At 59.6% G+C, this 1,895-nt stretch carries 2 protein-coding genes; one reads left to right on the forward strand and one right to left on the reverse strand.

The genetic code is table 11. The features are described 5' to 3' along the window. A partial coding sequence (locus NW856_RS12235) for a tetratricopeptide repeat protein (RefSeq protein WP_414400494.1) occupies nucleotides 1–1,018 on the forward strand: 1,018 nt, incomplete at its 5' end. A gap of 19 nt (nucleotides 1,019–1,037) precedes the next feature. Here the strand turns inward: NW856_RS12235 and NW856_RS12240 are convergent. Beyond that, complete coding sequence (locus NW856_RS12240) at nucleotides 1,038–1,832, reverse strand: response regulator transcription factor (protein ID WP_414400495.1); 795 nt, start codon at nucleotides 1,830–1,832, stop codon at nucleotides 1,038–1,040. Nucleotides 1,833–1,895 lie beyond the last annotated feature (63 nt).

Below are 1,895 nucleotides of genomic sequence, written 5' to 3' on the forward strand. Positions count from 1 at the left end.
GCGCCTTTTGATTGCGGTTGCCCTGTTGCTGGGGAGCATGGCCAGCTGGCGGCAGGATCGTCTTTTGGCAGTGATGGGCCTGGTGGGTGCAGCCGCCATCTCTGCCTTTACCCGTCCGGCCATCTTGGCCTACAACCGTGGTCGAGAACGGTGGCTGAACCGGGATTTGCTGGGGGCTATTGAACAGCTCAGCTTGGCTTTGCAACGGGATCCCTGCCTGGCCAACGCCTACATTTTGCGGGGAGAAGCCTACTTTGCCCTCGGCCAAGTTCCCCAGGCCCTGGAGGATTTCGGCCAGGCGATCCGGTTGGCCCCGCGGCGACCAGAACCCTATTTTTATCGCGGGCTGATTCGTCAATCTCAGGGGGATCTCCAGGGAGCAACGGCGGAGTTTGCTGAGCTAGTGCGCCTACACCCCAATGTCCCCCACCACCTCAGCTTGGCCAACCTGCTCATGCAACAGGGATCCCTGCCTTTGGCCCTAGCTCATCTGGATGAAGCCATTCGCTTGGATCCCACCTCAGCGCTTGCCCATTCCCAGCGGGCCCGTTTACACAGCTACCTGGGCACCTGGGAGGCGGCTTTGTCCGATTGGTCGCAGGCTATTGACTGGGATCCCAGCCCAGCCCACTACTACCAGCGGGGGGTGACCTACGCCTGTGGTGATCACTTTGACGAGGCCATTGCCGACCTCAGCCGCAGCCTAGAAATAGAACCCCAACAGCCCAACGTCCTCTACAGCAGGGGCAACCTTCTCTATGCGCTGGGGGAGATCAAAGCTGCTTTGGACGACTACGAGCGGGCCTTTCGCCTGGAAGCGGATATGAACCGGATTGACCTCTCCGACGAGTATGGCTTGTACGGACGAGGGCTGGCCTACTGGAATATGGGAGATAAAGCAACAGCTTTTTCGGATTTGCAGGCAGCTTTGCAGGTCAGCCGCCGACATCACAACCTGGCCTTGGAGCAGCGGGTGCGCCGGTCTCTGCTGCAACTTAGCAATCCCGATTCTGCCTAGCGGAATTGACGTTAACTAGCTATTCCTTAGTAGGTGCTTTGCCTGACGCTGCGACTCCACGACGCTGCCGCTGAGGCCCAGATCCTGAATCGCCTGCAGCGGCTGACAGAGTTTTCTGTTCCTGAGGCAGCGGGGGGTTGAGACCGAAGCAGTAGCCGACATTGCGCACTGTGTGGATCAAGCTGGGCTGGCGCGGATCCCGTTCCAGCTTTTTGCGCAACGAGAGGATATGGGTATCGACGGTGCGAGGGTTATCGGTGGAATCCGGCCACGCTCGCTCTAGTAGCTCTAGACGAGAGACGGGATCCCCATCCGCCTGCACCAGCACCATCAGCAGGCTAAACTCCTGAGGCGTGAGGTCGATCCCTTCCCCGGCCAGGGCAACGCGCCGTTGCACCAGGTCAATTTTGAGATCCCCATACTGCAGAAAGGTGGGAGGAATATGCCGCTGTCGTCGCCGAGCCAAGGCTAGAAGGTGGGCATCCAGCAGTTGCATACTGAAGGGCTTGGTGAGGTAATCGTCCGCTCCTGCCTCCAGGCCGGCGATGATATCCGCCTCGGATCCCCGGTGGGAGAGTAGCAGAATTAACAGATCACATTGGCGATGGGCCCACTGGCACAGTTGCAGCCCGCCGCGGTTGGACAGCTCCGCATCCAAAATCAGCAGGTGAATGGGCTGCTGTTGCAGCAGGGTCTTTGCCTGGCGAAGGGTCTCTGCTGCCCAAACTTGGTGTCCGGCCTGTTGCAAATGCCAACACAGCAAGCTGCGCAGATGAGGGTTGCCTTCTGCCAGCAAGATGTGCAAGGGTTGCATGGCTGTTCGGTTGGGATCCCGCCCACATCATAGTGCTCCGCACCGCTACCGCGACAGTGCTCC

The sequence above is a fragment of the Synechococcus sp. R3-13 genome (genome assembly GCF_047462195.1).
In the GTDB taxonomy this organism is placed as follows: Bacteria; Cyanobacteriota; Cyanobacteriia; order Thermostichales; family Thermostichaceae; genus Thermostichus.